This window comes from Corynebacterium pseudotuberculosis (assembly GCF_002155265.1).
Classification (GTDB): Bacteria; Actinomycetota; Actinomycetes; order Mycobacteriales; family Mycobacteriaceae; genus Corynebacterium; species Corynebacterium pseudotuberculosis.
Genome location: NZ_CP021251.1, coordinates 1,529,932 through 1,555,124 on the forward strand (window position 1 = coordinate 1,529,932; position 25,193 = coordinate 1,555,124).

General features: G+C 50.0%; 23 protein-coding genes, 5 tRNA genes and 1 pseudogene. 16 read left to right on the forward strand and 13 right to left on the reverse strand.

Going from position 1 to position 25,193, the window contains the following annotated elements:
- Positions 1–29: 29 nt before the first annotated feature.
- A complete protein-coding gene (locus tag CpATCC19410_RS07120; protein WP_013242066.1) occupies positions 30–1,583 on the reverse strand; it encodes an RNA polymerase sigma factor in 1,554 nt (517 codons plus the stop codon).
- Positions 1,584–1,951: 368 nt separating this feature from the next.
- Entirely contained in the window at positions 1,952–2,704 is a 753-nt protein-coding gene (gene ppgK, locus CpATCC19410_RS07125) for a polyphosphate--glucose phosphotransferase (protein ID WP_014300737.1), read from the reverse strand.
- A 233-nt stretch (positions 2,705–2,937) separates the two neighbouring features.
- On the opposite strand from ppgK, the pseudogene CpATCC19410_RS07130 reads away from it, so the two are divergent.
- A pseudogene (locus CpATCC19410_RS07130) lies at positions 2,938–3,881 on the forward strand (inositol monophosphatase family protein).
- A gap of 194 nt (positions 3,882–4,075) precedes the next feature.
- On the forward strand, positions 4,076–4,369 hold the full coding sequence (locus CpATCC19410_RS07135) for a DUF4193 domain-containing protein (protein ID WP_013242062.1): 294 nt from the start codon (positions 4,076–4,078) through the stop codon (positions 4,367–4,369).
- Positions 4,370–4,524: 155 nt separating this feature from the next.
- Here the strand turns inward: CpATCC19410_RS07135 and CpATCC19410_RS07140 are convergent, their stop codons facing one another.
- On the reverse strand, positions 4,525–5,022 hold the full coding sequence (locus CpATCC19410_RS07140) for a DUF3093 domain-containing protein (protein WP_013242061.1): 498 nt from the start codon (positions 5,020–5,022) through the stop codon (positions 4,525–4,527).
- A gap of 217 nt (positions 5,023–5,239) precedes the next feature.
- Between CpATCC19410_RS07140 and dut the strand changes: the two genes are divergently transcribed.
- From dut to dxs, 5 genes are all read left to right on the forward strand, one after another.
- Entirely contained in the window at positions 5,240–5,701 is a 462-nt protein-coding gene (gene dut, locus CpATCC19410_RS07145; RefSeq protein WP_013242059.1) for a dUTP diphosphatase, read from the forward strand.
- Between the two features lie 79 nt (positions 5,702–5,780).
- On the forward strand, positions 5,781–6,584 hold the full coding sequence (locus CpATCC19410_RS07150) for a DUF3710 domain-containing protein (RefSeq protein ID WP_013242058.1): 804 nt from the start codon (positions 5,781–5,783) through the stop codon (positions 6,582–6,584).
- 24 nt (positions 6,585–6,608) lie between these two features.
- Positions 6,609–7,313, forward strand: a complete 705-nt coding sequence (locus CpATCC19410_RS07155; protein WP_013242057.1) for a DUF3159 domain-containing protein — start codon at positions 6,609–6,611, stop codon at positions 7,311–7,313.
- Positions 7,314–8,633 (forward strand): class I SAM-dependent RNA methyltransferase, encoded by a 1,320-nt coding sequence (locus tag CpATCC19410_RS07160; RefSeq protein ID WP_014401224.1) that lies wholly within the window; start codon positions 7,314–7,316, stop codon positions 8,631–8,633. It abuts the gene before it with no gap.
- A 222-nt stretch (positions 8,634–8,855) separates the two neighbouring features.
- Positions 8,856–10,778, forward strand: coding sequence for a 1-deoxy-D-xylulose-5-phosphate synthase (gene dxs / locus CpATCC19410_RS07165; RefSeq protein WP_014401223.1), 1,923 nt, complete (start codon positions 8,856–8,858; stop codon positions 10,776–10,778).
- A gap of 28 nt (positions 10,779–10,806) precedes the next feature.
- Here the strand turns inward: dxs and CpATCC19410_RS07170 are convergent, their stop codons facing one another.
- Positions 10,807–12,012, reverse strand: coding sequence for an HRDC domain-containing protein (locus CpATCC19410_RS07170; RefSeq protein ID WP_013242054.1), 1,206 nt, complete (start codon positions 12,010–12,012; stop codon positions 10,807–10,809).
- A 10-nt stretch (positions 12,013–12,022) separates the two neighbouring features.
- Positions 12,023–12,631 (reverse strand): DUF3000 domain-containing protein, encoded by a 609-nt coding sequence (locus CpATCC19410_RS07175; RefSeq protein WP_013242053.1) that lies wholly within the window; start codon positions 12,629–12,631, stop codon positions 12,023–12,025.
- Between the two features lie 329 nt (positions 12,632–12,960).
- Between CpATCC19410_RS07175 and hemQ the strand changes: the two genes are divergently transcribed.
- Positions 12,961–13,665 carry a hydrogen peroxide-dependent heme synthase gene (hemQ, locus tag CpATCC19410_RS07180; protein WP_038616464.1) on the forward strand — a complete coding sequence of 235 codons (705 nt, stop codon included), beginning with the start codon at positions 12,961–12,963 and terminating at the stop codon, positions 13,663–13,665.
- A gap of 74 nt (positions 13,666–13,739) precedes the next feature.
- On the opposite strand, the gene msrB is transcribed toward hemQ, so the two are convergent.
- From msrB to CpATCC19410_RS07215, 7 genes are all read right to left on the reverse strand, one after another.
- Positions 13,740–14,150: a peptide-methionine (R)-S-oxide reductase MsrB gene (gene msrB, locus CpATCC19410_RS07185; protein WP_013242051.1), complete on the reverse strand. Its 411-nt coding sequence runs from the start codon at positions 14,148–14,150 to the stop codon at positions 13,740–13,742.
- Positions 14,151–14,369: 219 nt separating this feature from the next.
- On the reverse strand, positions 14,370–15,677 hold the full coding sequence (locus CpATCC19410_RS07190; RefSeq protein WP_013242050.1) for a glycosyltransferase family 87 protein: 1,308 nt from the start codon (positions 15,675–15,677) through the stop codon (positions 14,370–14,372).
- A gap of 44 nt (positions 15,678–15,721) precedes the next feature.
- Positions 15,722–16,519: a pyrimidine reductase family protein gene (locus CpATCC19410_RS07195; RefSeq protein WP_014522725.1), complete on the reverse strand. Its 798-nt coding sequence runs from the start codon at positions 16,517–16,519 to the stop codon at positions 15,722–15,724.
- 58 nt (positions 16,520–16,577) lie between these two features.
- A tRNA-Gly gene (locus tag CpATCC19410_RS07200) sits at positions 16,578–16,650 on the reverse strand.
- A gap of 37 nt (positions 16,651–16,687) precedes the next feature.
- Positions 16,688–16,762 (reverse strand) — tRNA-Val (locus CpATCC19410_RS07205).
- Between the two features lie 8 nt (positions 16,763–16,770).
- Positions 16,771–16,841, reverse strand: a tRNA-Cys gene (locus CpATCC19410_RS07210).
- Positions 16,842–16,874: 33 nt separating this feature from the next.
- Positions 16,875–16,947 (reverse strand) — tRNA-Gly (locus CpATCC19410_RS07215).
- A gap of 323 nt (positions 16,948–17,270) precedes the next feature.
- Between CpATCC19410_RS07215 and CpATCC19410_RS07220 the strand changes: the two genes are divergently transcribed.
- Positions 17,271–17,342: transfer RNA gene (locus CpATCC19410_RS07220), tRNA-Val, on the forward strand.
- A gap of 40 nt (positions 17,343–17,382) precedes the next feature.
- On the opposite strand, the gene CpATCC19410_RS11120 is transcribed toward CpATCC19410_RS07220, so the two are convergent.
- Positions 17,383–17,586 carry an excalibur calcium-binding domain-containing protein gene (locus CpATCC19410_RS11120; protein ID WP_077176867.1) on the reverse strand — a complete coding sequence of 68 codons (204 nt, stop codon included), beginning with the start codon at positions 17,584–17,586 and terminating at the stop codon, positions 17,383–17,385.
- A 344-nt stretch (positions 17,587–17,930) separates the two neighbouring features.
- Here CpATCC19410_RS11120 and CpATCC19410_RS07230 point away from each other — a divergent pair, with 344 nt between their 5' ends.
- The 7 genes from CpATCC19410_RS07230 (at position 17,931) to CpATCC19410_RS07260 (ending at position 25,184) form a co-directional block, all read left to right on the forward strand.
- On the forward strand, positions 17,931–18,503 hold the full coding sequence (locus CpATCC19410_RS07230; RefSeq protein ID WP_014300733.1) for a copper resistance CopC family protein: 573 nt from the start codon (positions 17,931–17,933) through the stop codon (positions 18,501–18,503).
- Positions 18,504–18,506: 3 nt separating this feature from the next.
- Positions 18,507–19,112, forward strand: coding sequence for a copper chaperone PCu(A)C (locus CpATCC19410_RS07235; RefSeq protein ID WP_013242047.1), 606 nt, complete (start codon positions 18,507–18,509; stop codon positions 19,110–19,112).
- A gap of 111 nt (positions 19,113–19,223) precedes the next feature.
- On the forward strand, positions 19,224–20,531 hold the full coding sequence (locus tag CpATCC19410_RS07240; RefSeq protein WP_013242046.1) for a Dyp-type peroxidase: 1,308 nt from the start codon (positions 19,224–19,226) through the stop codon (positions 20,529–20,531).
- 234 nt (positions 20,532–20,765) lie between these two features.
- The gene (thrS, locus tag CpATCC19410_RS07245) at positions 20,766–22,835 is read left to right on the forward strand and encodes a threonine--tRNA ligase (RefSeq protein WP_013242045.1); all 2,070 of its coding nucleotides are present in this window, start codon (positions 20,766–20,768) and stop codon (positions 22,833–22,835) included.
- Positions 22,836–22,994: 159 nt separating this feature from the next.
- Positions 22,995–23,588: an ATP adenylyltransferase gene (locus CpATCC19410_RS07250; RefSeq protein ID WP_013242044.1), complete on the forward strand. Its 594-nt coding sequence runs from the start codon at positions 22,995–22,997 to the stop codon at positions 23,586–23,588.
- Entirely contained in the window at positions 23,581–24,270 is a 690-nt protein-coding gene (gene pgsA / locus CpATCC19410_RS07255) for a phosphatidylinositol phosphate synthase (RefSeq protein WP_013242043.1), read from the forward strand. The genes CpATCC19410_RS07250 and pgsA overlap by 8 nt, the downstream gene beginning before the upstream one ends.
- Entirely contained in the window at positions 24,267–25,184 is a 918-nt protein-coding gene (locus CpATCC19410_RS07260) for a phosphatidylinositol mannoside acyltransferase (protein WP_014522723.1), read from the forward strand. The genes pgsA and CpATCC19410_RS07260 overlap by 4 nt, the downstream gene beginning before the upstream one ends.
- Positions 25,185–25,193: the final 9 nt, after the last annotated feature.

The window sequence follows — 25,193 nt, forward strand, 5'->3', positions numbered from 1 at the left end:
CCACACATTTACCTTGTAGCTATGACTAGTTAATCAAGGTAATCACGGAGAACCTGGGAACGCGAAGGGTGCCGTAGCTTGGACATAGTCTTAGACTCGATCTGGCGGATACGCTCACGGGTAACTCCATAAACCTGGCCGATCTCATCGAGAGTTCGGGGCATGCCATCGGTGAGGCCAAAACGGAGTTTGACCACGCCGGCTTCGCGCTCTGAGAGGGTGTGGAGAACATCCTGCAGCTGGTCTTGCAGTAACGTAAAGGAAACTGCGTCAACAGCGATAACTGCCTCGGAATCCTCGATAAAGTCACCAAGCTGACTGTCGCCTTCGTCGCCGATAGTCTGATCGAGAGAGATCGGTTCGCGCGCATATTGTTGGATCTCGAGAACCTTTTCCTCGGTGATATCCATTTCCTTGGCCAGCTCTTGCGGAGTGGGCTCGCGTCCCAAATCCTGGAGCAGCTCACGCTGGATTCTACCCAGCTTGTTGATGACCTCTACCATATGGACAGGAATACGGATGGTTCGGGCTTGATCTGCCATTGCGCGGGTAATGGCTTGTCGGATCCACCAGGTAGCATACGTGGAGAACTTGTATCCCTTGGTGTAATCGAACTTTTCCACTGCGCGGATAAGTCCAAGGTTGCCCTCTTGGATTAAGTCCAAGAAAGCCATACCGCGACCGGTATAACGCTTAGCTAAAGAAACCACGAGGCGCAGGTTGGCTTCTAACAAATGATTCTTAGCCTTACGCCCATCGCGAGCGATAGCGCGGAGATCGCGTTTAACTGCAGGCGTTAGCTTTGCTTCCTTATCGCCGTTGTTAAAAGCCTCTTCCATCTGCTCCATGCGGTAAGTGGCATAAAGACCCGCCTCAATACGCTTAGCTAGGGAGACTTCTTGCTCTGCATTAAGGAGAGCAACTTTACCGATCTGCTTCAGATAAGCGCGCACCGAGTCTGCAGAAGCTGTAAGCTCGGCATCTTTACGTGCCTGGCGTAATGCCGCGGACTCATCCTCGTCCCAGACAGAAGACCCCTCGTCTTCCTCGTCTTCCTCAGATTCCTCTGAGGTGTCTTCCTCATCGTCATCGTCGAGGACCGATACGAGGTCGTCTTCTTCATCATGAAGATCATCCTCTGCGTCACTGAGAGGATCGTAATCGTCGGCGTCGTCAGCTTCGAGATCATCTTCATCGGTAACTTCCAATTCAGGAGAAATCTCTACTGGCTCTTTGACCTTGGATGCACGTTGAGGTGCTTTCTTGGCTACCTTTTTAGCGGTTTTCTTAGCCGCTTTTTTCACGGGAGCAGAATCCTTCAACTCGACAGAATCCGGTTCGATGGATGACGCGGTGGAGGATTCAGCTTCAATACCGCCGACGGGACCCACTGTTGTGGATACCGGCTCAGCTTTGCGCGGAGCAGCTTTCCGAGCGACCTTGCGGGCCGTCTTCTTTGCCGCAACTTTCTTTGCCGTCTTCTTTACGGCAGGGACGGCTGCTTCACTGGCAGAAACGCCAGAGAGACTAGTGCCGTTAGCGCGTGCCGTTGCGGAAGATTCTGAATTATCAGTGGCTGCCACGTACGCCCTTTCGATTGGATGAGTGAGTTTCCTCGTAAAAAGATCTATGCCAACTAAGACTTGGAGAACAAAGTTGTCTTATCAGTCTAAGAGTGTTAGACCCGATGGAAGCTTTAACGTCAAAAACCTCATTATTGTTCCCCTGCCTAACATGTGCACTTGAATAAAGCGCAACAGGCGGAAGGACGCAGAGAGAACTGGAAGGTCGGACGAGGAAGTTCCCAGGCATTTTACTAATTACGACTTGGACAAAGCGCCATTATAAAACATTTAAGGAGATTGCGGGGGTTTGAGGGGGCGTTACTTGTAAAAAGCAACGGATTTTAGGAGTAACGTCCCCTCTAGAATTCGGTGAGTTTTGTGATGCGCTAAGGCCTGATATTTTGGTCTGCCGCCATTGCTGCTCCTACGATACCTGCGGTATTACGTAGTTTTGCAGGTATGACGGGCGTATCGATAGTGAGTTTGGGTACCCATTTATCAGCTTTGCGTGAGATACCACCGCCTACGATAAAAACGTCTGGCCAAAAAAGTCGTTCGTATTCGCTGAGGACTTTAGAAACGCGCTTGGCCCATTTGGAATAGCTCAACTCATCGCGATCTTTTGCTGCAGATGAAGCTAGATGCTCGGCTTCCTTTCCCTCTACGATCATGTGCCCTAACTCGGTGTTGGGGAATAAGACCCCGTTGATAAAGAAAGCGGAACCGATCCCAGTGCCTAGAGTGAGCAAAATGGCGGAACCACGTCGAGCTTGATCTTCTCCGAAGGCTACCTCGGCGATGCCCGCCGCATCGGCGTCGTTAAGCACTGCGATGTTACGCCCGCCCAGGGTCTTGGTAAATAATTTTTGAACATCAACATTGATCCATGATTGGTCAATGTTGGCGGCAGAAAGTGCTACTTGATTCCGGATTACGGAAGGCAGCGTTATTCCGACGGGTCCTTCCCATTCGGCCTCTGCAACAATGCGAGAAATCGTTTGGGCGACCGCTTCGGGGGTGGCAGGCTTGGGGGTTAAAATTTTGATCCGATCTCCGACAAAATCACCGGTATCCAGATCAACGCGGGCACCTTTAATCCCAGATCCGCCAACATCAATGCCAAAGCCAATTCGTGTCATGAACTTGAGCTTACTGAATGGCACGCGGCTACGAGCACAATTGCAGCTCATTTACGTTTCTAGCGATATAAATAACGTAAATATCACGATGGCGGACCGAAGCTAAAATGTATGGGAGACTTGTGTCCCCGTTTGGCCGTCGTACTGCATAATTTAAGGGAAGAAGTGAAAAGGCCGGGTAAATAGTTGTGGTTAAAGATGCCACTTTCTCGATTTAAGGACAGTTGAGCACCGTGTCAGATAATAGTATTCGCAATACAAATCCAGATTTGGCGCAAGAAGACCTACAAGAAGGGACTGCGTGTGCTTTAGTCGAACAAGCGATAGCCCTTTTGACCGCAGAACACGATACAGAGCCTAATAACGCGGTCAAGCTTGCTGGTGATGCTATCGCCATTGCTAATTGTGCTGCGGTAGCTATTAAAAGACAGGTTGCGCAGCTGGAGGATATTTCTAGTTTTGTGCAAACTAAGTCTTCACCTGTGGATCCAGTGACAATAGTGGATACGGAAGCAGAGCGAATTATCACTGAAGAAATTACTCGTCGGCGTCCGAGTGACGGCATTATCGGTGAGGAAGGTAGCGACGGGTATCTGTTAGTGGGGTGACCTGGATCGTTGACCCCATTGACGGTACCGTTAATTTTCTCTATGGAATTCCTCACTACGCGGTATCGGTGGCGGCTGCGATAGACGGCCAGGCCGTTGCCGGTGCAGTGGTGAACGTAGCCACTGGGCGTATGTATGCTGCTGCGGCAGGGGCGGGAGCAATTGCTACCGGTGAAGATGGTGATTGGTCGATTATCGGGATCCGCTATGTTAATGACTTAGCCACGGCGCTTGTAGCCACTGGGTTTTCTTATAAGGAGCAACGGCGAAAGAAACAAGCTGAGTTGCTCGTCCGTGTGCTACCTCAAGTACGTGATATCCGCAGGATGGGAAGCGCTGCTTTAGATCTGTGTTCCGTGGCCGAGGGGAAAATCGACGCTTATTTTGAGCACGGGCTTAATTCTTGGGACTACGCTGCTGGGGCGTTGATCGCAACTGAGGCGGGTGCTGTTGCCCGAATCCCTGCGCTTTCTACACCGGGAGCTTCGGGGGAAATCTTGTGGGTGTCGTCTCCTAATATTTCGATGGAGTTAGAAAAGGTTCTTACCTCATATAACGTGCAAAATTGAGAAAACTGAATTGATGGATTCAATCCTTTGAAGTTACCCCCGTTGGGGAGGTCGGTGGAAGCGAAGTGACAATCTCAGGTTTGTGCCTTAATATGCGCGTCGATAGATGCCACACAGTAGTTCGGGCATGGGCAGGCACAACAACGCCGCTGGCGCGATGACTGTTCTGCAATTTACTTCAGGAAGCGAGACACATGGCGACTGACTACGACGCACCCCGACGTCGAGAAGAAGACGAGATTGAGACTGACTCCTTAGAGGGGCTAAAAGCCGCGGAGTCAACTAAGAATGATATTGACGATGACGGTGAGATTGTCGAACCTTTTGAGCTTCCCACGGTAGACCTTTCGGGCGAAGAACTGAACGTTACCGTGATTCCTCGTCGTTCTGACGAGTTCACTTGCTCCATTTGCTATTTGGTTCAACGCAATAATCGTATTGATCACATCGAAGAGGACGGCAGCGTGGTCTGCAAGGATTGCGCCTAATTGGGCATACTCGTCTTGCCATGCGCGCACCGCAGGTAATCCGATAGCGGGTAACTAACAGATGTGGACTTTGCGTGTTAATACACAAAGAGAAGGTCAGGAGCAGCGATAAAATGCCCTGACCTTCTCTCATAGCCTTGGTGGAACAGCTAATATCACGCGTTGGTAATTTGATGAGGTACAAAACTCCGGAGTAGCTGTTCTGGGTTCTTAGAAGAGATCAACCAGTAGGGGGTGGGATCGTCTTCATCGTCTAGCACAAGCATCACCATCTCGGGCACCCAGCCATGCGAGACCATAAAAGCCGCAGGATCAAATTGGCGTCCCATCGCATTGCGTTTGGCGGAAGATGGGACAGCCAAAGATCGCGAAACCACAGTCGCTGGTAAGTTAGCTTCGCCAACAACAAGCCAACGGGTTCCCTCCGAGTCTTCTTCCACAGTGATTTTTGTGCCAGACCAAGAAATCAGTACCCACGTCGATATTGCTGCTAAAAGAAGCGCAGTGCCGTAGAACCAGAGAGCAGATCTGTTTATCCCGGCCTGCGTCGCAATAAGGGCGATGAAGGCTGCGGCAAAAAGCCACCAGTACCACGGAACCCATTGCCGTTCGCTGTACAAGACTTTTACTTGATTACGTTCCCCATCAGTCACGCAGCTAGTCTACTGCAGTCAGGCGGACTGCAACTGCTTAGTACTGAGAGCCTGCAAGCTTTACGACGCCTAGCGTGGTGGACCTTAATCCTCTTCAAGTAGATAGCCTTATTAAATGTGAGGATTTGTGCGCTAGTGTGGCATTCTTATGCGGTATCTGTGTCGCACCGGCACAAAAAGACTTAGGTCAGATGAAAACAGAGCAAGGAGCTGCATCGTGGATTCCTACAGTGACTACCAAATAGGGCCTGTGTCGGTTAAACGACTAGATAAGAATCTTCCCCTTCCTCAACGCGCACACAGGGGAGACGCTGGAGTGGATTTGTACTCTACTGAGACTCTTGAGATTAAGCCAGGCCAACGAGCTCTCGTAGGTACAGGGATAGCATTAGCCTTGCCATTGGGCACAGTGGGGCTGATTCACCCTCGTTCAGGACGCGCACTGAAAGAAGGCCTCAGCATTGTCAACGCCCCGGGCACAATCGACGCGGATTACCGAGGGGAAATCAAGGTGTGCTTGATTAACCTTGATCCGCAGACCGCCATCTCTATTGAGCGGGGTCAGCGTATTGCTCAACTTGTGATCCAAAAAGTCGAGCTGGTTGATTTTGTAGAAGTTGAGGAGTTAGACAACACAACACGAGGCGCTAGCGGCTATGGCTCTACAGGGGTTAACTAGTTACTAGTCGTGTTCCTTGTGCTACCAGCTTTTGATTAGCCACAATGAATTGTAAGCATTGCAAGCGTGAAGGAAGAATATGTCTATCTGGCCTTTTGGAAAAAATAAAAATGAGTCTGCCGATAACCAGGAGGCGGACCGACAAGAAGAACCCGGATACGTAGCAGAAGCAGAAACTGATTCGACTTTGGCAGCGACGGATACGGGGGTTGATTCTGTATCTGAAGGAGCTGAAGAAGCAGACCCTATACATGATGCGGTCAATGGACATAGAGGCCCTTTTGACGCTGGACACGTGAACATTGAAGATTTTGATTTCTCTGATTTCTCCGATGGCACGCTAAATCTAGGATCCTTGCTTGTCCCGCTTCCTCGTCCTTCTGAAGTGCAAGTGGAAATGGGGCCAGAAGGACCGAAGATGCTTCATATTCTTACGGAACATGGTCGTATTACTCCGGTTGCTTTTGCTGCGCCCTCTTCCGCTGGACAATGGCGTGAATCAACTAAAGAAATTGCAGCGGGAATGCGCGAAGATGGACTCCTTGTTCATATTGAAGATGGACCTTGGGGGCGTGAAATCGTGGGCTCCGCAGATGGCGGAAATGGCATAATCCGCATCATAGGTGTGGACGGGCCTCGTTGGATGTTGCGGATGACTCTTGCTGCTCCGGCGGAGTCTGCTGAGCAGATGGCTAAGCTTGGACATGAAGTTATTGCTCGTACCTTTGTAAACCGCGGGGATGCTCCTATTTTGGCTGGAAGCTCTTTGCCGGTAGCCCTTCCACAACCGCTTGCAGAGCAAGTACAGGAAGAAATGTCGCGACGAGCTGCGATGGAAAACGAATCGCATAATGCTGAATCTCCAGCGGAACCTTCTGAATAACCCACTGATAGTAAAAGGAATTAAGTGGACTCTTCTGTTACAGAACCTGAAGGAAAAACCAAAAACACTGGTACGTTTTTGGACCAAGTGGGCGGTCTTGGAGGCTTAGTTTCCTCGACCTTACCTATTCTTATTTTTGTTCCTATCAACAATAAATGGGGACTCAATAGCGGACTCTTAGCTGCGATTTCTATCGCTATAGCAATCACAGTGTGGCGTCTGATGCGGAAAGAAAACCTCCAGCCTGCGGTCTCAGGTTTTATCGGAGTTGGTATTTGCGCGGCAATTGCATGGTGGACTGGAGATGCCAAAGGTTACTTCCTCTATGGCATTTGGATGTCTGGTTTGATGTCCCTCGTATTTATAATCTCGTTGATTGTGCGCTGGCCTATGGTCGGTATCATCTGGAAGGGGATTAATGGCGAGGGCATGACGTGGAGGGGAAATATAGCGGCGCGTCGTGCGTATGCTGTGGCTACTTTTGGCTGGGCGTTGTTATTTGCAACGCGCTTTGTGGTTCAACGTAATCTTTATGAGGCTGATGCAACTAATGCTCTGGCGCTTGCCCGCATTTTAATGGGGTGGCCGCTTACAGGATTAGTCACGTTACTTACTGTGTGGATGGTTAAGAAAGCCGCACGCGCAATGAATGCAGAGCAAAACATGCCTGGAGAAGAAGCTGTGGATCGGGAAGATAGTCCTGTCGATCCTGGAGAAGGACATAAATAAATGACTGAGGTGGCGTCGAATATGCCCGAGGGATCCAACATAACCATCCATAAAGGAACAAAAGTTGAGTTGACCATTGAGCGGTCAGCGCATGGAGGCGAAGGCATAGCGTTGGCCGAGGAGCGGGTAGTTTTTGTTCCTGGAACCTATCCTGGAGACGTAGTCGAGGCCACAATTACTCAGGTTAAGAAAAAATTTGCTCGCGCAGAACTGGGTACGGTGGTACGAGCATCTGATCTTAGGACAAACAATAGGTGTCCAGCAGCGCTGCATGGTGCCGGATGTTGTGATCTAGGTGATATCAGGCCCCAAGAAGAAGCTCAGTTCAAAGCGAATATCTTGCAAGACCAACTTCAGCGGTTGGGTAAAATATCTGATATTCCTACCATTGATGTACAGACCATCGGGGCACCAGTGGGCTGGCGTACCCGAATGCGCCTTGGCGTCGATGCATTAGGAAACGCAGGTTTCCGTCGCCGTAACTCTCATGACATAGTGACGCATTATCCGTGTACACAAGCAGTCCCGGGATTGTTAGACGGAATTGTTGAGGCTGAAGGAGCCTCAACAAATTTTACGTTCACACCGGGTTCTCAGATCGTAGTCGTTATGGACGATGCGGGTAAACGCTCTGTTGTGGAGACGCGAAAGCCATCGCGAGGACAACGCGCCGAGTCGATCCAAAAAATATTGGAAGGTGAAGGCAACGTCACTCAAGTCGTAGACAACACAGAGTTTAGTATTGCAACGACGGCTTTTTGGCAAGCTCATAAGGCTTCAGCCCAGCATTACGCCTCTACTATTCAACGCTGGATTGCCAGCATGGTGCAGGAACTCTCACAAGATGACTGTGCTAATAGCAGAATTGTTGGATGGGACTTGTACGGCGGGGCAGGTGCTTTTGTACCCGCGATACTGAATGGGTTGGGGGATCACAGCGTGGTCCACTCTGTGGAGTTATCACCGGAAGCCGCAAAAGCTGGAAAACAAGCTCTACGAAATGCCTATGCCGCAAAACGAGTGGTTTTCCACTCAGCGTTGGTGGAACGGAGTATTCCGGGGCTGCCTAAGCCTGCCATTGTGGTACTTGATCCGCCACGAGTGGGCGCTGGACAAGCAGTAATTGATGATATTGCGCTAGCATCCCCTGAGGCTGTGATTCATATTGGATGCGACCCTGCCACGTTTGCTCGTGACATGTCTTATTGGCAAGAAAACGGATATGTATTGGCTCGTCTCCAGCTTGTGGATGCTTTTCCAGGCACACATCACTTTGAGACTCTTGGTTTATTGGTTCGTACTAAGAGCCACCAATCGTAACTGTTATGTTTGTGGCGACATGCGGAAGCGGTGGGCTTTGTTAATCGGAGTGAATGACGGAGTAGAATACGTGTAAGAATTTTGTCACTTCAGGCTTGTGGCTGCATGCATCCCCAATCGCATGTCTCCTCAGATTGCAGTTGCCCTCCGGTATCTCTCAACGGAGAGTATTAATAGCTAGGCCCGTCGTCCGCGATCAATGAAAGGGTGCGCCTTTCCTCCATGGGTATTCTTCACACTGTCTCGTCTCCGGCCGACGTGAAAAAGCTTTCTTTTGATGAACTCGATTTACTCGCCGCGGAGATTAGAGAATTTCTTGTTGAAAAAGTATCTGCTACCGGAGGGCACTTGGGGCCAAATCTTGGAGTAGTCGAGCTTACGATTGCGCTGCATCGTGTCTTTTCTTCTCCCTCGGACCCCATTATTTTTGATACGTCGCATCAGTCTTATGTTCATAAGATTCTGACCGGACGCGTAGGATTATTCGATTCGCTGAGGCAAAAAGGGGGATTGTCTGGTTATACGGATCGTGCAGAGAGTCCTCACGACTGGACTGAATCTTCACATGCTTCCGCTGCATTATCGTATGCAGATGGTTTGTCAAAAGCATTTGAGATTCAAGGGGAGACTCATCGTAATGTTGTCGCGATTGTTGGCGATGGCGCTTTGACTGGTGGAATGTGTTGGGAAGCTCTTAACAACATTGCAATGAGCAAGGACCGCAACGTTGTGATCGTGGTTAATGATAACGGTCGCAGCTATTCCCCGACGATCGGAGGCTTCGCCGATAACCTAGCGGATCTTCGGATGCAACCGTTTTACGACAAAATGATGGAGCAGGGGAAGAGTACGCTGAAGGCCCTAGGCTGGGTGGGCGAGCGAACTTTTGAAGCTCTTCATGCCTTCAAAGAAGGCGTTAAATCTAGCGTTATTCCTACAGAAATGTTCCCTGAGCTGGGTATGAAGTATATCGGTCCGGTTAACGGACACAATATCAAGGCTGTGGAAGCTGCGCTCCGATATGGACGAGATCATAAAGGTCCGCTGATAGTCCATGTGGTTACCGAAAAAGGTAAAGGCTATGCCCCTGCCGAGAACGACGTTGCGGAACTCATGCATTCTACGGGAGTTATTAATCCCAAAACAGGTGAGCCCGTAGGGACAAAAAGCCCCGGCTGGACGTCCGTGTTTAGTAGGGAGCTCGTAGAGGTTGGCAAAGAGCGCCAGGATATTGTGGCTATTACCGCTGCGATGGCTGGGTCTACTGGCTTGTCGGCGTTTGGTGAGGCTTATCCGGAGAGATTTTTTGACGTAGGAATTGCTGAACAACATGCGATGACCTCTGCGGCAGGTTTGGCCTTGGGAGGCTTGCATCCGGTAGTCGCCGTGTACTCGACATTCCTTAACCGTGCTTTTGACCAAATGGTCATGGATGTCAGCCTTCTTGATCTACCGGTTACTATTGTGCTCGATAGAGCAGGTGTGACAGGCTCCGACGGAGCAAGCCACAACGGTATATGGGATTTCGCTATAACATCTGTGATCCCGGGAGTGCGTGTTTCTGCTCCCCGAGATGGCTCACAGCTTAAAGAACTCTTCCGCGAAGCCGTCTCCATCGATGGCCCCACGGTAGTAAGATTCCCCAAAGGAAACCTTCCTGAAGAGATTCCTGCATTAATAAGGCTTGACGACGGCGCGGAGGTTCTGGCTTACGCGGACACCGAAGGCGCTGATAATGATTCGCCCAATATCCTGATTGTTGCGGTAGGAATTATGGCTAAGACTGCGATGGAAGCGTGTACAGCCTTGGTCAAAGAGGGCTTGAACGTAACTGTGGTTGATCCACGATGGGTTTCACCTGTTGCGCCATCGCTTATCGCTATGGCCGCAGATCATGACTTAGTAGTCACAATAGAAGACGGCATCATCCACGGTGGTATTGGCTCGATGATTAATGAATCCCTTAACGCTGCAGAAATTGATGTGCCGGTCCGGAATCTAGCTTTCCCCGAAATATTCCCTGAGCACGCGTCCAGAAGCGAATTGCTTACGATGGTGGGGCTTGACTCTCAAAGCGTGACCACCACTATGCGAGGTTGGGCAGAAGATCTCTTTGGCTTTGGGGAAACAGAAGAAAGCAACTAGAGATGTGCTGCGCCGGGAGCAATGATTTTTATAAAAGCTTGCGGTGCAGCGGCTCGAGAACAATCTGGATTTGCCATTCGCGTACTTGGTGATCTTTTAAGGCTTGCACCAGGTCATCATGAGAAGTAATTGAGTACGTGGTGCAGCACAACCAGACGATTTCCCGGAGTGCTGCAGGCTGAAGAATATTCTCAATAGGAATCTCTAACTGGAGGGATAGAGAATTCAAAGAGCTCTGCACATCATCCCAGACAGCCAAGACTTCAGGGTAATCACGCCCCCACAAAGATTTCGCTGGATAAGGTCGCGGTGGGCGAGGGTTCCTTTGCGGACGTTGACTAGGAGGCAGCTCACGAGCAGCCCTGACAATCCCCAGCCACTTACGAGCCGCTTTCCGTAATCGAGAAGGATAACCGGGAGAACGTTCTACCGCCCGTACACTCTGCGGCATAGAAAGAGCCAAACCAACTATTGCTTTATCTGGTAATAATCGCGATGCCGCCTTGTCTGTTTCACAAGCTTCTTTTTCTCTAGCATTCCAGATCTCTCTGGCAACGATAAGTTGTTCAGGATCGTTAATGGAACCAATTCCTTTAAGATCTACCCATTGCTTCGGCTGCCGCGGATTTTCATATTCCATGCGGACAAGATGCTCAAACTCTTGCTCAGCCCATTCAAGCTTGCCCTGAGAATCAAGTAATTCCGCCATTGCGTCGGCTAGATCCAAAAGGGTTTCTACGTCTAAGGCAGCATAGTTGAGCCAGTCTATAGGAAGAGGGCGCCTGGACCAGTCCTCTGCGCCATGGCCTTTGAGCAAAGTAAGACCCACGATTTCTTCCGACATTGCTGCAAGGTTGACTCGTGGCATACCCATGAGACGACCTGCAAGTTCAGTGTCAAAAATATTGGAGGGGCGTAGCCCTAGTTCCCGGAGACAAGGGAGATCGCTAGGAGCCGCATGAATGATCCAGGTATGGGAATTGATAGCTTTCCCAAGGTGCTGGGTAACGGCCTCTGGATGAACCGAGGGGTCAATAAGTACCGTGCCAGCTTGCCTTCTGCGGATCTGCAGGAGAAAAGCGCGGTCGTCATAACGAAAACCAGAAGCACGTTCTGTATCGATGGCAAAAGGTCCAACGCCAGATTCAAGAAGCCTCGCAGCACTGGCTATTTCTTCTACTGTCGTGCACAGCGGAGGAAGACCCTCCCGGGGTTCGTAGAGAAGCTCAGGCATAATTGAAGTATTAGTGACCTATCGTGGAAACACCCTCAGGGGGCAAGCCTGCGACGTTTGCAAGCACTTTTGAAAAAGCTAGAACGTGTGGTGCGAGATCATGGGACTCTGCTGTCCAAGAGGCTCGCATTTCAACCTGATACGCACGTGGCGGCCCACCGATGTCTCCAAAACGAACCGAGGAGGTGGAAGTCACAGTTCCGCCTAAGTTGCTAAAACCCGCATCTGACAGCCCCTCAGTAAGCCATTCCCACGCAACCTCCGGAAGTAGGGGATCATTGGCTACGGAGTCATCCATATCGGCTTGGATATAAGCAACGAGGCGCATGCTTCCTTCCCATGTGTCCTCGGAGTGAGGGTCATGTAGAAGAATGAGTCGGCCAAAAGCATCGCCTTCGCTGCGGTCAGGGATACGTGAGCCCTGACTGGGGTCAGATACCTCTAAGCCGATTGCATGGCTAAACGGGGCGAGACGCTGCGGGGGACGGATTGTTCCCAGAGTGATCTCAGGACGCAGCATGACCTGATGCATGGATTCGACTGCCTGGGAGAACTCAGGTGGAGTCGAGTCCGCGGCATCTGAGAGATTGGGCGTCGACGGTGCTTGAGAATCAGTCACAAAGGAGAACGTAACTTTTGCCGCGTGGGTTTGGTTGGAGGCGCGCCGGGAGTAAGTAATGCTTGAACTGTGTATAGGAAATAATCTGATATGGGGTGAAAAGAGAAGGGGAAGCTTGCGTAGCGCGGAGAGCGAACAATGCTCTTTGGCTATAGAGTGAGATAAAATTTAAGATTGATAGTTGGACGGGAATTTGATGGAGCAATCGGGTTTGAGAAAACTCCTCTCCATGAGGACCTGTTTAATTGCTAGGAATGAGCAAGACAACGAACCATACTGTAGCGATGCGTTCTAGGTGGCAACTTCGCGCAGGTAGAAAGGGCTATGCAGTGGCAAAGAAGATTAATTTCGATGAGTTGAACAGCTTGCAAAGGTATTCGCAGTTTGCAACGTTTAAGGCGATACCTGGGGCGTTGGGAACAGATAGAAGCGATATTGTTGCTCAAGCACAAGAATTTTTCGCTGAGCTGGAACGCGAAGGCGTGGTTTCAGTCCGTGGAATATATGACTTATCGGGATGCCGAGCCGAAGCTGACTTTATGATCTGGTGGATTGCGGAGGAATTTGAACAGATTCAAGATGCATACTGTAGATTCCGTCGAGATACTGTGCTAGGGCAGACCACCGAGGTCTTCTGGCTGGGCAACTCGCTTCACCGTCCTGCAGAGTTTAATCGTTCGCATCTTCCGTCCTTCATTATGGGAGAGGAACCCGGTCAGTGGATCACTGTTTATCCCTTCGTTCGTTCCTATGACTGGTACCTCATGGATCCGCAAGAGCGTCGCGCTATTCTAGTCGAGCATGGCCAGGCGGCCCGGGAATACCCAGATGTTCGAGCTAATACCGTTCCAGCTTTTGCCTTGGGTGACTATGAGTGGATGCTAGCTTTTGAGGCTCCGAGCTTGGATCGTATTGTTGATCTGATGCATCAGATGCGCTATACCAAGGCTCGACTACATGTGCGTGAAGAGGTGCCTTTCTTTACCGGTAAGCGAGTGCTATCTATCGGCGATGCGATTTCAGTACTGCCTTAATCACATGGGCTAAGAAAAAGATTCCCCTCGTCTCTGAGGATACAAAATGGCTAAGACGAGGGGAATAGTGAGAGCTAGTCTATGGGCTTCTCTTCTAACTCAAGGCAGATTGAGTTAATGCAATAGCGCAGATCTGTGGGGGTGGAGTAGCCTTCACCTGCGAAAACATGGCCAAGGTGTGAGTTGCAAGTGGCACAAAGTACCTCGGTACGCACCATTCCTAGAGACGTATCGGAGCGCTCGATAATCTTATCTCCTGCTAATGGGGAGAAAAAGGAAGGCCAGCCACAATGGGAATCGAATTTCTCCGTGGATCTGAACAACTCAGTCCCACATGCTCGGCAGGAATACACGCCCTCAGTTTTTGTATTGGTGTATTTACCAACGTGGGGAGCTTCAGTTCCAGCTTGCCGTAGAACCCGATATTCTTCAGCATTGAGCCGTTGCCGCCACTGGTCATCGGAAATCAGCTTGAAGTCAGTCATGATAAGCACTCCTTGTTAGTCGACGGGCTTGGAAATAAGCGCCAATGGATCTTGTGTATCTATCAACGCGTGAGTTTTCCTTATATTTCCTTTTATGAGCCGATTCAGGAATTTAACAGCAACACAGCAGGATTATGGTAACTTCCACCGGAAAATCGCAGGATAGATACTGAATAAAAAGGGGGAGCAGGGGCGGGTTCTGGTGCTGTTTCTTTAGGTTTAAGCGGCCGACGTTTTTACTGTAATGGCGTTGTCAGCACTAGTTCCTCGCCATGCTATTGCACTGACGCTGATTGCAATGATGAGGAGTCCCCAACCAAAAGTAGCTTGGAACGTATTGATCCAGGGGCCTACTACCGGCCAATAGGATGAAGTCCAATCAAAAGGCGCAAGCACAAGTAGCGCGCCAATCCAGGCCGTCCAGGTATGCATGGGAGAGCGGGCTAGGAGGACTGTAAAAAGTAGGGGGAAAAGTGTCATGGAATAGTACATTTGTCCCAATGAGGACAGGAAAAAACCAGCGAGGAGCAAAAGCGATGCCGTGGAAATAATCCACAATAAAGGCTCCTTTGCCCGCCATGGAAGAAGGAATAGAAGACCTGCAATAACCAGTCCGGTAAAGAGCAGGAAGAAGAAAACACTAGCCCATTGTGGTACGTCAAAGTACACTGCCATGCCTCGTAAGGAACTGTTTGCGTAGTCTCGAACTTCTTTAAGATAAGGGGCGGTACGAGTAAGGTATTCGGAGGCATCTGGGACTAGGAACCATCCGACAAGATTAGCCAAAAACGGGATACCCAATGCAGCGCACAATGTTTGCCAATGCAACAAGACTAGTGGGATGAAAAGAACTGGCAAGAAAACGGGTTTGACCAAAATTGCTAGGCCAATAATAATCCCGGCCCACCACCGTCGATTATCAAGGCTTAATCGGAGGAAAGCTACAAAAGCTAGAAGCAGGATTCCATTGATATTGGAAAAGACTAAAGTGTTTCTTACGGCTTCTGTGAGAAAAGCTACGGTGATCACCAACGGGAAGAGCGCGCTCTTAAGTGAGTAGCCAAAAAGTCGAGTAAGAAGCCCCAAGGTAGCAATGATGGAAGCTGCGTTTGCGATGATGAACATAAGACGCTGAAACGCAAAATTAGTGCCTAAGGCTATCGGCGATAGGAGAATAGTGGCCCCCGGGTTGTAGAGATAATGCGGATCCACAAAATAATATGTTTCGTTATAGACGGGAACACCGTCGATGAAACGTCGTAAAGCATTATAAACGGTGGAGAAATCATCGGTGATGCTGCCGTTAACGCCGAGAACTGCAACGCTGTATATGACCAAACCGATGGCCAGAGGATATAAGGCCTTTTTCCCCAGGGCGTCCCATGGCATTTGGATAGGTGCGGGAGGGGAGTAGGAGAACGAGCGGGATATCTCCGCCTGCCGACGCATCCATTGAGGGAAAGAAAAACGGGTGCTACGGGTAATTTGATTCTCGGTCACCTTGATTACCGTAGTGGAAAAAACCATGAGGTGGGGGATTGAAACTGGTTATTACCTCGAAAAATCTGTTGTTAGGATTCGCTGTGGGTGTTGGTTTTGAGTCTGAGGAAAACTGATCCGTCGGTAGCGGTGAGCGTTTCTTCTACAGCAAAGTGGTAGAGGTCTGTATCGGTCACAGGGTTGGCGCCAAAGCTGGGTGTTTCTACTGGTAAAGCAATGACAGGGGCGATAGTGAGGTGGAGGATATCGATGAGCTGAGCCTCTAGAAGCTTCCGATATAAAGATGGCCCGCCCTCGCAACTGATGCGAGCAAAACCGCTTTTGCGTAAGGACGTAAGCGCGGATTGCAAGCCTGAGGGAGTAGATAAATCGGAAACTGACAGAATAGACACTCCTGCGTCAAGGAGCTGACGATATCGATGAGCCCGCTGGGCATCATGCTTATCGACTTTCTCAGTAATCACAAGTAGAAAATCTCGTGTGCTTGGCTCAAAAACGATTGAATCGTCAGGGAAATCTAGAGAATGGCTAACTATACCGAGAGTGGGAAGTGGATCCTGGCCTCTGGTTTTTCGCTCTAGTTGCGCTTCTGACGAGAGTGAGACGGCGCCATAGGATTCGACCTTAACAGTCGCGGATGTAACCATCACAAGATCTGACCATGCCCGTACTGCCGTGATTATTTCTGAATCTAGAGGTGTAGAAGAGAAGCCAGATATTCCGTTGATGGTCGCGGATCCATTCAGGGTAGCTAAAGTAACTGCTCGTAACTCTGGGGACTGAATCGGCTGAACCTTCCCTAGCAACTGTTGGGCCTGCTGCTGATAAGAGAGTTGTGTCTGAGAAGACTGCTGTGAGGAAAAAGGCATAAAGCAATTAGAACACAAAACAAGGCGACACTTTCTAGAAAGTGTCGCCTTGAGGCTGAGCGGATGACGAGACTCGAACTCGCGACCCTCACCTTGGCAAGGTGATGCGCTACCAACTGCGCTACATCCGCATGTTTCTTTTATATTGAAAAGCCTGAAACAGGGCTTTGGTGCGCGATACTGGGATTGAACCAGTGACCTCTTCCGTGTCAGGGAAGCGCTCTCCCGCTGAGCTAAACGCGCTTAATACGAGGTGGAAACGGGAATCGAACCCGTGTGCACGGTTTTGCAGACCGTTGCCTCACCACTCGGCCATTCCACCGTGGCGTTACCGCCATGGGTACTAGCGTACCTGAGCGGATGACGAGACTCGAACTCGCGACCCTCACCTTGGCAAGGTGATGCGCTACCAACTGCGCTACATCCGCATTGCAACTGTTGTTGCGAGATGAAACTCTAGCCTGAACTATCCGTTTAATACAAATCCCCAGCGAAACTAAGTGAAGTGTTCGATCTGACATGGGGCGTGGCTGCGATGAGAGGCTTCGTTGATGCGGCCCTTTGAAAGGAGAAGTTGGTGAGCAAGGGTTGGTAAACGCTTGCTCCAAGCGATGCGTTGGGTAAAAGATTTGGGAATCCCTAGGGGGTGAGTCAGGAAGCTTAAAATATGCCTCTGCATTGGGGTTTTGAATGGAATGCGGATAGTGCTAGATTTTAGATCTGTTGCACAGTTTATGCACTGTGTTTTTAAGGTCCTATGGCTCAGTGGAAGAGTGTTCCGTTCACACCGGAAAGGTCGCTGGTTCGATCCCAGCTAGGACCACAGGATTGAAATGCCCCACACAGTAACCGTGTGGGGCATTTCAGTTTATGTGCAGTGTGAAGTGCTGTGGGAGTGAGCCCCAAGCAATGCCGTCCTTATTCCTGTCGAGCCTTGATTTATAGGTGGATTCTCCGCGACGAATGCGTGAGCATCCTGTAGCTCTGGCTTCTTGGTAGCTACTGAAATAAATGTCTTGGGTGTGGGCGCTAGAGGGGAAGTTCGAATGCCGTGACTTTTCGTACATCTAGAAAGTAGCGATGAGAACATGTGGCCTTGAAGTGCGGGGGTGTCTAAGGGAACGTGGAACTTATATTGAAGTAGGACAAAGGGGGAGAAAGCAGCGTCACTAGGAAAGCTTGTCATGGAGAGTTCGTATCGTCGAACTTTTGTCGAGGACATATTTAAAGAATTTTAACGTCGCTGGGGAACTTCTTTATCCAAAGATCCGACTCTTAATTGTGTTCGCATCTTTATGTATTCAATGTCACTATAGATGGTTATAGATGTCTCAGATCTTGTTACATAAAGCAGAGAACGATCCAATATGGAAGAAGCGGGAGAATCTAAGTGAGTAGTGCTGAGTTCAGCGTGTATGGTCGCGATACTCCCATTCTGCGTAAGGCTATTGTCGGAGCTGCTGCACTGGCTACATCCTGTGTGCTTTCTATAAGTACAGACTCCGTTGCGTTTGCTCACGATGTGGTCATTGATTCCAACCCTGTAAACGGTGCAACTATTGACGCTTTTCCAAGGTCGCTTTCTCTGGTTTTTTCTGGCGAACCAAAGCCTGGGTTTAATACGGTTGCTGTGAGCGATGCGTCTAACTCCAAGGTGCTTTTTACCGCGGACCCTCATATTGAAGGGCGAAACGTTAGTGTTGATGTGCCCTCGGACTTAAATCCAGGGCCAGGTAACTATATTTTGGGTTTTCAGATTACCTCGTCAGACGGGCATGCCACCCGGGGTAAGACTACTTTTACGGTGGCGGGAGACCGTGCTGAGGGGGCGTCGACAAGCTCGGATCCGAATGACGCAACTAAAACGGAAGATTCTCACGGAACTTCTCGGTGGCTATGGCCTGTTATTGGATTGATCGCGGTTGTGGTTATAGGTAGTGGGACTATTGTGGCACTTAGGTCTCGTAAACAGAAAGGTATTTAATATATGTCTATCGTTAGTTCTCGTATCAAGGTCGGAATGTGTGCTATCGCTGTTACCTCGCTTGCGCTGACCGCATGTTCTAGCTCCGAAAAAGATTCCGCTAAAAAGGTAGATACCGCTACCTCTGCGGCAGCGTCTGCTGGTGCTAAGGCATCCGACGCGATGTCCGCTAAAGGCGTTGAGCTCGTCGACCCCTATGTGCGTGCCATGGGCGAAGGCAAAGAGATGACCGCTATTTTCGGTCAGATTAAGAACCATACTGATAAAGAGATCACAGTCACCGGCTTCACTTCTTCTATGAACGCTAAAATGAATCAGCTGCATGAAGTGGTCGATGGTGTGATGAAAGAAAAGGATGGCGGCTTTGTAGTTCCTGCAGGCCAAGCTCTAACAATGGAGCCCGGTAAAGATCACATGATGCTCATGGGACTGGGCAAACCTGTCGCAGCGGGAGACTCTGTAGACGTGACTCTGCAACTTTCTGATGGCTCAACAGTAGACGTCAAAGACGTACCTGTCCGTACTGTTGCTGCTGGAGACGAGAACTATGCTGAAGATGGTTCTCTGCATAAGGAGACTGGTTCCACAGGAATGATGCATAAGCATTAAAAATAGATGCTGCATAAGGCATTACGCAGCTTTTAAAACTATGGTCTTACTTTTTGTTGAGTAAGACCATCAGCCTTGTTGATACCCCATTCAATGACCTCGGAGCATATGATGACAGCCGCTCAGCCCCATTCTGATTCCCAACTGCAGTCAGAAAAATCGCCGCCGATCAAAGGGATATCTCGTCGTAGTTTTCTTTTAGGGTCGGCTACCGGGGCAACGATGGTTGGTGGGGCAGCGTTGGCCGGTTGTTCCGATGCAGGAAAACCTGCGGCAGCAAAGGAATCGGCTGTCAGCGCTGCCTCGGTAGCTCAAGCGCGGGAGCCCTTTGACGGAGCACATCAGGCGGGAATCGCTACCTCAGCACAAGCGCACCTTACCGTCATTGCCTTGAACTTACGCGCAGGCGTTAACAGGGTTGGGGCACAGCGTTTGTTCAAGTTGTGGACTGAAGATGCTCGTCGTTTAACCCAAGGTGAGAATCCTTTGGGTAGCTTGGAACCAGAAATGGTGACTAAACCTGCGCGTTTGACCATCACCTGCGGAGTGGGGAAGCGATTTTTTAGCATCATTGGAAAAGAAGACCAGCGTCCCGCTTGGTTGGAACCTGTTCCCGCTTTTTCTAAAGACAAGTTGGATCCCAAATGGGGCGAGTCCGATATCGTAATCCAGATTGCATGCGACGATCCAGTAACTATGGCTTTTGCAACTCGCCATATGATTCGTTCTGGCACTGATTATACGGAGACACTATGGTTGCAAAAAGGCTTCCTCAACGCCAATGGGGCCAATGAAAAAGGTGAAACGCCGCGTAACCTGTTTGGACAAAAGGACGGCACTGTTAACCCACACAATGATCAAGAGTTTGATGCTCAGGTGTGGATCGATAAAACAGATGATTCTCCGGCTTGGCTTGAAGGCGGATCGTGCATGATTGTTCGCCGTATTGCTATGAATCTTGATACCTGGGAGATTCTTGATCGAGAATCTCGTGAGATTGTCATTGGCCGAGACCTTAAAGATGGCGCCCCGTTAAGTGGTGGTTCTGAGTTTGACGCAGCAGATTTTCATGCTGTTGATGAATATGGGCTTCCTAAAATTGACCCTCGGTCTCATATGGCCTTGGCGGCTCCACCTTCTGATACTCCTGATCAGAAGATTCAGCGCCGAGCTTATTCCTATGATGAAGCGCCTATTCCAGGTTCTGGGCAACTATCCAATGTGGGATTAGTATTTTGTTGCTTCCAAAAAGACCCTAGGAAACAATTTATCCCTATTCAACAGCGCCTTAATGATTCAGATCGGTTAAATGAATGGACTACCCATATTGGATCAGCTGTGTATGCAATTGTGCCGGGAACATCCGAGGAGAGCGGGAGCAAAAAACGCTACTGGGGAGCTGCTCTCTTTGAATCCTAACAACTAGCTGTAGGATAGGAGCCGAGCGTCGGTAAGCATTGGTGTGATACATCTGCAGTTATGCTCGCATGGGGGCTGTACTTGAGAAATAGTTCTTTTTAGGTGCAGCCTTGTGCGGGCATTTTCTTAACTAGCAAAACTTTTCATATCCAGTTTTGGCCTTCGCCGTATTTACAGCCCACGCGTCCAGGTATGACGCTGAGCATGAGCGCAAGTAAGGAGCGCATTTTTATAATGGCACATCTCATCGAGGCGACGCCTAATCTGCATCAACCGTTCATGGTTCCCGCAGGAGTAGCAGCAGGTGCTGCTATGCGAGAGCTTGAGCTGCCCAATAAGGGGCCAGAAGCAATTGTCTGCGTGAAGGACTCCGAAGGAACTCTGAGGGACCTTTCCTTTATTCCTGAAAGAGACATGCAGGTAACCCCTGTACCGGCAAACACGGAGGAGGGGCGTGAAGTCATCCGCCATTCGTGTACTCACGTGCTGGCGCAGGCGGTGCAGGCTGAGTTCCCTGGGACAAAACTAGGCATTGGCCCGGCAATCGAGAACGGCTTCTACTACGACTTTGATGTTGCAGAGCCTTTTACCCCAGAGGATCTGAAGCGCATTGAAAAGCGGATGAAGAAGATCATCAAGCAGGGACAAAAGTTTGAGCGTCGTACTTTTGCCTCTGTGGAGGAAGCGTCGGAAGCTCTTAAAAATGAGCCCTATAAGCTTGAATTGATTCGGGATAAAGGCAACGTTGACCCTGATTCCGATGAAGCTACTGAAGTCGGCGCGGGCGACCTGACGGGTTACTACAATCTCAACCCGCGTACGGGAGAGGTCGACTGGTATGACCTCTGCCGTGGCCCTCATGTGCCTACTACCAAGTATATTCCGGCTTTTTCTCTTACCAGGTCTTCCGCGGCGTACTGGCGCGGAGATCAATCTTTGGCTGATTTGCAGCGGATTTATGGCACTGCATGGGAGTCCAAAGAGGCTCTTGAAGAATACCAAACGATGATGGCAGAGGCTGAGAAGCGAGACCATCGGCGTCTAGGCGCTGAACTTGACTTGTTCAGCTTCCCTGATGAGATAGGTTCGGGATTCCCGGTATTTCATCCCAACGGTGGAGTTGTGCGCCTGGAGATGGAGGAACACTCCCGCAGACGACATATTGCAGCGGGATACTCTTTTGTTAATACTCCGCACATCACCAAGGGTGATCTGTTTAAAAAGTCTGGTCACCTAGACTTTTATGCCGATGGAATGTTTCCTCCTATGCAACTTGATGGTGAAATTGATGAGGACGGAAACGTTACTAAGCAAGCGCAGGATTACTACGCTAAGCCGATGAACTGTCCGATGCACAATCTCATTTTTGCGTCGCGAGGACGGTCGTATCGTGAATTGCCTCTCCGACTTTTTGAGTTTGGAACGGTTTATCGCTATGAGAAATCGGGAGTTATTCACGGTTTGACCCGTGCACGTGGGTTTACGCAGGACGACGCCCACATTTATTGCACGGAAGACCAGCTGGAAGCGGAGCTCACTTCGGTTCTAGACTTCATTATTTCGTTGCTCAAAGACTATGGGCTTGATGATTTCTACTTGGAATTGTCTACAAAAGACCCAAATAAGTTTGTTGGATCGGATGAAATTTGGGATCTGTCAACCTCGATTTTGGAGCGCGTGGCCACTCAGTCCGGTCTTGAGCTGGTTCCTGATCCGGCAGGCGCTGCATTCTACGGACCAAAGATTTCTGTCCAGGCTCGTGATGCGATTGGACGTACGTGGCAGATGTCTACGGTGCAATTGGACTTTAACCTGCCGGAGCGCTTCAACTTAGAGTACACAGCTCCTGATGGCAGTAAGCGTCGACCGATTATGATCCACCGGGCTCTTTTTGGTTCCATTGAACGCTTCTTTGGCGTGCTCTTAGAACATTATGCTGGTGCTTTCCCAGCTTGGTTAGCTCCGCACCAAGTTATCGGTATCCCCGTGGCTGATGCTTTTGTGGATCACCTTGAAGAAATGATGGCGCAGCTACGTCAACGAGGCATTCGTGCAGATGTGGATACTTCTGATGACCGCATGCAGAAGAAGATCCGTAATCACACCACAGGTAAGGTTCCTTTTATGGTTCTTGCCGGTGCTCGTGACGTTGAGGCTGGCGCTGTTAGCTTCCGGTTCCTGGACGGAACTCAGGTTAACGGAGTTCCAGTAGAAAAGGCTGTAGAGATTATCGACCAGTGGATTCGTTCACGGAACAATGATCAACCAACAGAGGAATCAGTAAGCGCTCTGATTCTTGATTAAAGAATCAGGCTACTGATATTGGATGGTTTTATCAGAAACACCGTAACCGCCGAGCCCATTTTGTAAGGTAAGCGACTACGGTGTTTCTGTAGGTTGTAAAGCCGTTGTTATATACAGCTGAGCTTACGTAGTTTGTGGATGCTGAAGGAGTTCGCGGATATGCCCTCGTATGGGGAAAACGAGACGTACACAGATCAAGGTGTTGGTGTATCCGACGGCCTAGAGCGACTGTGGGCGCCGTACCGAATGTCCTATATCCGTAACGATGGCTCCGGAAAACAGCGTAATGCCAGTGATCGGATAACTAATCCGTTTATCCGCATTCCTGAGCTTAGCGACGAAGAAGGATTGATCGTTGCTCGCGGAGAGCTTGTCTATTGCGTGCTCAATTTGTTCCCATACAATTCCGGTCACATGATGGTCGTTCCTTATCGGCAAGAGCGAAACTTAGAAGACCTCACCGCGGCGGAATCCACAGAGCTTTTTTCTTTCGCTCAGGCTGCAATTAAAGTGCTTAAGAGTGTCTCTGCTCCCGATGCCATTAATCTCGGTTTCAACTTAGGGAAAGCGTCGGGAGGTTCCGTGGGAGAACATTTGCATATGCATATTGTTCCGCGATGGACAGGCGATGCAAACTTTATGACGATCATTGACGGAACAAAGGTACTGCCTCAGCTTCTGCGGGATACTCGTTCGCTCCTCGCACAAGCATGGGATGAGATGGAAGGAATTCCTGGAGTCGCACATGCTTAGTGTTCATGGTAGAAAACCTGCAGCTGTTATCGTTGAACCAGTTGCGCAGTGTTTCAGCAAAATGGGGTTATCTCCCAATAGCGTTACTGTGTTGGGCACAGTAATCACCGTAGCCATCGCAGTCTTTTTGATACCCACCGGTCATTTGGTGGCCGCCGCGTTATTGTCGGGCCTTTTCGCGGCCTTTGACATGGTAGATGGGACTATGGCCCGTATGCGGGGCGGCGGAACAAAATTTGGAGCGACTCTCGATGCCTCATGTGACCGCATCACCGATGGAGCACTCTTTGGCGCTATCACGTGGTGGCTTGTCTATAGCTACAACGCCCATAAAACATTGGTGGCGGCGTCTCTGATTGTGCTCGTTTGTTCGCAGGTAATCTCCTACGTTAAAGCCAGGGGAGAGGCCAGCGGATTTTCGATGGTTGGCGGGCTTGTGGAGCGCCCTGAGCGTCTTATTATTGGGTTGATTGGAATCGGCCTGACAGGCTTTGGCGTTCCATTTGCCATAGACATAGCACTGTGGATTCTTGCTATAGGCAGTATTTTTACGGTAGGTCAAAGACTGTTTATTGCGTCTCGGTCAGAATTTGCTCAAGATAAGATTGCTCCTCCTGCTGGGGCGAAAGAACAGCCGCGTGGGCGTGTTGTTGATGCTGGAGTTTCCCAGGAAGACGCATGAGCGGCAGCACATCTTGGCGGGCACAAGTAGTAGAACAAGCGATAGCATGGGGGTATCGCGCTGGTTGGGCGGTAGTTCGGATGCTGCCCAGTCGGATGGCCGATTCCATTTTTGTCTTTGGTGCTGATGCTATCTCTCAGCATGGCGCGGGGATGAATCAACTGAGGAAAAACCTGACGAGGGTCGTAGGCGCTGAGAATGTAACTAAGAGTCTAGTTCGGACTTCAATGCGCTCCTACGCGAGATATTGGAAAGAAGCTTTCTGTCTTCCTAGCATGGTAGGGGATCCTCGCGTGATGCGACGCTTGGATACCGCTATGCAAGGTAAAGAAGCTTTAGAAGCTTCTGTGCGTTCGGGACGCGGGGTGATCATAGTCCTGCCGCATTCGGGTAATTGGGACATGGCCGGAATGTACCTTGCCCATGCGTTTGGTCCTTTTACTACGGTGGCCGAACGGATTAAGCCGGAAAGCCTTTATCGAGCATTCGTAACTTTTCGGGAGACCTTGGGGTTTGAGGTTTTACCTTTAACCGGTGGCGTGGCCCCTTTTTCTGTGTTGAAAAACAGATTGATTGATGGCGGCATTGTGTGTTTGCTGGGAGAACGCGACCTGCGAAAAACAGGAATTAACGTAGAATTTTTCGGCGAGCAAGCACGGATGCCGGCAGGGCCTGTAAAACTGGCCATGGAAACCGGGGCTGCACTCCATGTTGGACACGTGTGGTTTGAAGATGACGGCTGGGGATTAAGTATTTCTCCAGAAGTACAAGTTACTGATGCGAGTTCGACAGTGCAGCGCGTTGCTGACATAATGCAGGAGAATATCTCAGCTCATCCCGAAGATTGGCATGTGCTACAACCACTGTGGATTGCGGACCTGAACCAAGATCGTTTTGAAGCTGGATTGGCCTAGCCCATCAGA